Source organism: Alteromonas sp. AO-Serp (assembly GCF_017849675.1).
Classification (GTDB): domain Bacteria; phylum Pseudomonadota; class Gammaproteobacteria; order Enterobacterales; family Alteromonadaceae; genus Alteromonas; species Alteromonas macleodii.
Map to the genome: position 1 here is coordinate 1 of NZ_JAFLMX010000194.1, position 5415 is coordinate 5415.

Consider the following 5415-nt stretch of genomic DNA (forward strand, 5'->3'; position numbering starts at 1 on the left):
ATGCACAAACTAACGCGTTCACCTGATGTGATTTGCTAATGGTGGTAGGCGGACAGTTATTCCTGTCGTGTGGCGACCCCTGCTTTTACTAGCTTTACATTTCGTTTTTCAGAAGGAGAGAACACTATGAGCAACACCCAAAACCTTAAAGGCAAAAAAATCGCTATTTTGGCAACCAATGGTTTTGAGCAAAGCGAGTTGATTCAACCAAGAGACAAGTTTATTGAGCAAGGTGCTGAAGTTGATGTGCTATCTATTGATGATCAGACGACCATTAAAGCATGGGACGAAGACAACTGGGGAAAAGAAATTAACGTTGATAAACAAGTTACGTCTGTAAACCCTCAAGATTACGATGCCCTTGTGCTACCTGGCGGTCAAATCAATCCCGATGTGCTGCGTACCAACGAAGATGCTGTTGCCTTCATCAAAAGTGCAAACAGCGCGGCAAGTATTAAAGCTATAGGTGCTATCTGTCATGGTCCATGGTTGCTGGTGGAGTCTGGGTTAGCGAAAGGCGCAACACTCACTTCTTTTCCTAGTATTCAAACAGATCTGAAAAATGCTGGTGCGACGTGGGTTGATGAGGAAGTGGCGACCCATGCAAAACTGGTGACCAGTAGAAACCCAGATGATATCCCAGCTTTCGTAGACAAAATTAGTGAAATGGTTGCCCAATAAAAAGGAGGAAGTGTATGTCCACCGCAGCTACAAATAAAAAGGTTATCGCGATAACGGGAGCTTCCAGCGGCATTGGCAAAGAAACGGCAAAGCAACTGGTAAATAACGGTTTTAACGTTGCCCTTCTAGCAAGAAGTGAGGACAAACTGCGTGCCTTAGTTGAAGAGCTTGGCAATGATGTTGCGTTCGCTGTAAAAGCTGACGTTAGTGACTTTAAAGATGTCGATACGGCATTTAAAAAGGTGAGCAAACATTTCGGTCGCATTGACGGCATTTTCGCCAATGCCGGGCGTGGCGCGAAAGCCGCCGGCATTGAAAAGGGGGACGTTGATGACTGGGATGGCATGCTGGGCGCAAACGTAAATGGACTGCTTTATACTGCAAAAGCTGGATTGCCGTACCTGCGCGATACGCAAGGCCACTTCATTATTACGTCTTCGGTCGCCGGTCGAATAGCTCTCAAAGGCTCTGTATATGGGGCAAGTAAGTGGTTTGCTTATGGTTTCGGTCAGAACCTCGCAGAAGAAATGCGCGAGTGGGGAGGCCGCTGTACAACTATCTGCCCTGGTATGGTGAATACGCCATTTTTCGATGAACCTAAGGAAGATAAGCTTCAGCCAGCGGATATCGCAAAATCGGTATTGTTTGCCCTAAACGCAGAAGAGTCAGCCTGCGTTCGCGAGGTTTATGTTATGCCGGCGAAGTAAACGAACTAACCACGGGTAAGAGATAATTTATTCAAGCAAAGGGCAAGGTTAGTCACTGCCCTTTTTTGTTTGCCCCGCCCTTACTTTTAACCTGCCTTATTAATTTCATGAAGCTATTCAAATTAGCCAAATAAAGTATTTTCCCCATCCTGTTACCCCTAATCTAGGTGTGTAGATAAGCGCTAGTTGAGTGAGATAGGCGATTGCAAACTCCTCATTGAAATGGCTTTCACAAAGGGCCCGCGGCGCAATAACAATAACAGGAGAGTAAGATGTCTAACGAATTTACGGGTAAGACCGCTATTATTTCTGGCGCCGCTGGCGGCATAGGGTTAGCGCTGGCAGAGGAATTGGCTAGGCAGGGTATGAATATCGTCATGGGCGATATTGATAATGCTGCATTAACCGAATCGGGTAACGACTTACGTGAGAAAGGTTTCGATGTATTGACTTGCGCCCTTGATGTTACCGATTACGCTCAGTGGGAAGATATTGTAGCTAACGCTAAAGAGAAGTTTGGCAAGGTTCATATGGTCATCAATAATGCTGGCGTTGGCGGTACGCCGGGGAAAGTCGAAGATTCGGAGCATGAGACCTGGCGCTGGGTAATGGACGTCAACGTTATGGGCGTACTTTATGGCGCACAAACATGCGTGCCAGCTATTAAAGAGCACGGCGAAGGAGGTTGGGTGCTAAACGTGGCGTCGATGGCAGGAATGATGGGCATGCCATATGCGGCGGCCTATTGCGCATCAAAGGCTGCGGTTGTCTCTATGACGGAAAGCTGGGTACCAGAACTGAAACCTTTTGGAATCCATACTTCTGTATTGTGTCCAGCATTCGTGAAAACCCGCATTCACGAGTCGTATAGAAATAGGCAGCAAAAATATGCAGTAGCCGCTGAAAAACGCATTGATAAAGAGAAGCTTAAAGCCGGAGCTCAAGCAGCCACTAAAGCAGTAGAGTCGGGAATCGATGCCTCTGTGCTAGCTGAGCGCGTGATAGAGGCGCTTCAGTCAGAGCAAACTTATATTTATACACACCCGAATTATCGAAAGGTTACTACGGCGCGCTTTAGCGCGATTGATAGCGCCTTTGTCGATGCTGAGCAGAGTCAGGCTGTAGGTCATCTCATTGATGATGAAATCGTGACTTTTTAGTTCATTCGCGGCTACGGTTTGCGTATAAACACACGAAAGTCCCCTGAAACTTGTCTTCCAAAAGCCGTTATATAACGGCTTTTGATGTTGTGAGACTCTGAAGGTCAATGACGCGGTCACAGACTTTTTCTAGCTGTGTTCTATCGTGGCTGATAAAGAGCACCGTGCAATTTTCTTCTCTGCATTGATCGACAAGTAAGTGAGTAATTGCCTTACTTGTAATGGGGTCGAGCCTAGATGTTGGCTCGTCAGCTATAAGTAGCTTGGGTCTTAGTAGCAGCGCGCGCAGCAATGCAATGCGTTGAAGCTCACCTCCACTTACCTCAGAGGCGCTGCGCTCAAACAATCGCTGGTTAAGGCCTAGTTGAGATGAAAGTAAATCGGCACGCTTTTTAGACACCTTGTGAAGCTTTATTACGTCATCAATCAATGATTTAAGCGTAGTGTGATCGGCAAATGAACTGGGGGGATCTTGATATAGCTTTAGGGTTTGATAACGGTGTAAAAGCGTATGAAACGCAATATTGCCTTGATAGGGTAGAAGCCCAAGTAGAGCATCACCTAGAGACGTTTTTCCACTGCCGCTATCACCACAAAGCCCGACAATTTCGCCTTCCCCTAAAGAAAAACTAAGGCCAGTAAATAGTGTACGGTTACCTCTCATAATTGTGAGATCATTCACCGATACCAGCGGTGCAAACCTATGCGTTTTCTTTGTTGTAGCCGTCCAGTGTTGCGGAGCCGACGCAATAAGGGCTTTGGTATAATTTGATGAAGGGGAGGACAGTATCTTGCGGGTATCACCTGTTTCAACCAGTTTCCCGTTTTTAAGCACCATACATTTACCACCCAGTGCCTCTGCCACTGAAACATCGTGCGTAATGGTGAGTAGCGTACCGTCGTTAGCTTTTTGCTTTAGTTGCTCAATAATATGATGTTTGCGTCCGGCATCTAGCCCTTTTGTAGGTTCGTCGGCTAGAAATAAAGGTGCATTAGTCGCTGATGCACAGGCAAAAGCAACACGCTGTGCCATTCCACCGGAAAGTTGAGAAGGGACCTTATCACTGTCGTCTTTAAGAGCCAGGTTGTCTAGCTGTGTCTTCGCACTCTTTTGTGCTTCGCGAGCACTGTTGCCCAATGTAAATCGAAAAACTTCGGCGACTTGCTGGCGAATTTTCATCATTGGGCTTAGAGAATGCCATGGCTCTTGCGGCAGCATAACAATGTCTCGCCCCCACAATTGTTCACATTCACGTCGGTTCGCACGAAGCATATCTACACCGTTTACCAGAACATTTCCCGTAACCTTTAGTGCAGGCGGTAAGTCGCCCATAATTGCTTGCGCTAGCAGACTTTTACCTGCCCCGGTTTCACCCAATATAGTAAGCGTCTCGCCTTGTTCAAGGTTAAGGGATAGCTCCTCTACAATAATGGTGTCTTGCGCGTAAATTGATAAGTGTTCAATAGCAATGCATTGGCTCACAGTTTGCGCTCCAATGCATCACTCTTTGATAGCCTACTGCTGTCAAAAATGAACTTATTTAAACGAGGTGTTTTGTCACTCTTCGCAGAAAGTAAGTGAAAGCCCAGTACGAGAACGAATAGGGTGAAAATAGGTTGTGCGAGCAGCCAAGGTGCTTCGTGATAGTATGGAAAAAGCTCAACTATCATCAGTCCTAGCTCAGGGCTGGGTGGTTTTAAACCAACATAAACGAAGCCCACCGATGCCATGGCGATAATTGAGGAGGAGGCACCAAAAGCAGCAAGTGATAACACGTCTTGTCGAATGGCGGGCCATATATGCTTATTAAATAAATAGCGTTTTGGAAAACCCATTAGCGCAGAGTTTTCCAGTGCAGGGCCTGTCACTACTGGTAGAGTGATAGCACGTACCAGCCTGAAGTATTCGACGGCCAGTACTAAGGAAATGGCTAAATACAGCATAATGAAAGAGCCGGGTACTAGCGCCGCGAAAAGAAGAATAAGTACCAGTCCGGGGAGCGCCAATATCGTATTGGCAATAAAATTCAACGTCGTATCTACCCAACCTCTACACCACGCTGCAATTACGCCCGTTAGCACGCCAATGATTGATGAACTTAGTACACACAGTGCAGCGAGAGAGAGTGATATGCGCAGACCCTCTGAGATTCTGGCTAACATGTCGCGTCCGAACTGATCTGTACCTAACCAATGTTGCGCACTTGGGGCTTCTAGCACTTGCTTTAAATTTTGTTGATTACCGTTTGTTCCCAATAGAACAGGCTCGCCCAACGCAAGTAATAAGAGCAGCATCAAAAGTGAAAAGCCAATCAATTTTTCAACAGGTAAGGCGGGTGTTTTCATTGGCTATACCCTCGATTCTCTCTCACCCTTGGGTCGAGTGCATACTGACTTAAATCGACTAGTGTGTTGACCAATACGAATAACGTGCCCATCAGCAAAGCTGTGCCTTGTAACATAGTGATGTCGCGGGCAAAGACAGCATGGGACAGTCCGTGTCCTATGCCGGGCCAAGCAAAAAGGCTTTCAATCATAATTACGCCTTCAATTAACCCGATAAGCTGTATGCCCATGAAGGCTAGAGCAGGTATTACAACGTTAGGTAGCGCATGGCACCTGAACGCCTCTAGAGCGCTTAACCCTTTTATCTTGGCGAAATGGAAATAACCTGATTGAACCGCATTAACAGTACTATTGCGAATTACGCGGTTTGATATAGCCGCCAGGCTTAACCCTAGGGTCATTACAGGTAATATGGTATAGACAAAGCCTGAAGAGCCCGCAACCGGAAGCCAGTTAAGCTCTAGTGCAAAAATAAAGATGAGAATTAGCCCCAAGCAAAAGACCGGTTGAGAGCGCACGAA

6 protein-coding genes are annotated in these 5415 nt (G+C 46.5%); 3 read left to right on the forward strand and 3 right to left on the reverse strand.

From position 1 onward, the window contains the following. The first annotated feature begins 126 nt into the window (after positions 1-126). The 3 genes from QVA83_RS13185 (at position 127) to QVA83_RS13195 (ending at position 2548) form a co-directional block, all read left to right on the forward strand. Positions 127-681, forward strand: coding sequence for a type 1 glutamine amidotransferase domain-containing protein (locus tag QVA83_RS13185; protein ID WP_156078697.1), 555 nt, complete (start codon positions 127-129; stop codon positions 679-681). A 14-nt stretch (positions 682-695) separates the two neighbouring features. Then, positions 696-1388 carry an SDR family oxidoreductase gene (locus QVA83_RS13190; RefSeq protein WP_014979948.1) on the forward strand — a complete coding sequence of 231 codons (693 nt, stop codon included), beginning with the start codon at positions 696-698 and terminating at the stop codon, positions 1386-1388. Between the two features lie 272 nt (positions 1389-1660). Next, the gene (locus QVA83_RS13195; RefSeq protein ID WP_287498540.1) at positions 1661-2548 is read left to right on the forward strand and encodes an SDR family NAD(P)-dependent oxidoreductase; all 888 of its coding nucleotides are present in this window, start codon (positions 1661-1663) and stop codon (positions 2546-2548) included. A gap of 67 nt (positions 2549-2615) precedes the next feature. Here QVA83_RS13195 and QVA83_RS13200 read toward each other — a convergent pair whose 3' ends face one another. The 3 genes from QVA83_RS13200 to QVA83_RS13210 all read right to left on the reverse strand — a co-directional run. Continuing rightward, the gene (locus QVA83_RS13200) at positions 2616-4031 is read right to left on the reverse strand and encodes an ABC transporter ATP-binding protein (protein WP_287498541.1); all 1416 of its coding nucleotides are present in this window, start codon (positions 4029-4031) and stop codon (positions 2616-2618) included. Further along, entirely contained in the window at positions 4028-4894 is an 867-nt protein-coding gene (locus QVA83_RS13205) for an ABC transporter permease (protein WP_156078694.1), read from the reverse strand. Before QVA83_RS13205 ends, QVA83_RS13200 begins: the two co-directional genes overlap by 4 nt. Beyond that, on the reverse strand, positions 4891-5415 hold a 525-nt coding region (locus tag QVA83_RS13210), incomplete at its 5' end, for an ABC transporter permease (protein WP_287498542.1). The genes QVA83_RS13210 and QVA83_RS13205, both read right to left, overlap by 4 nt.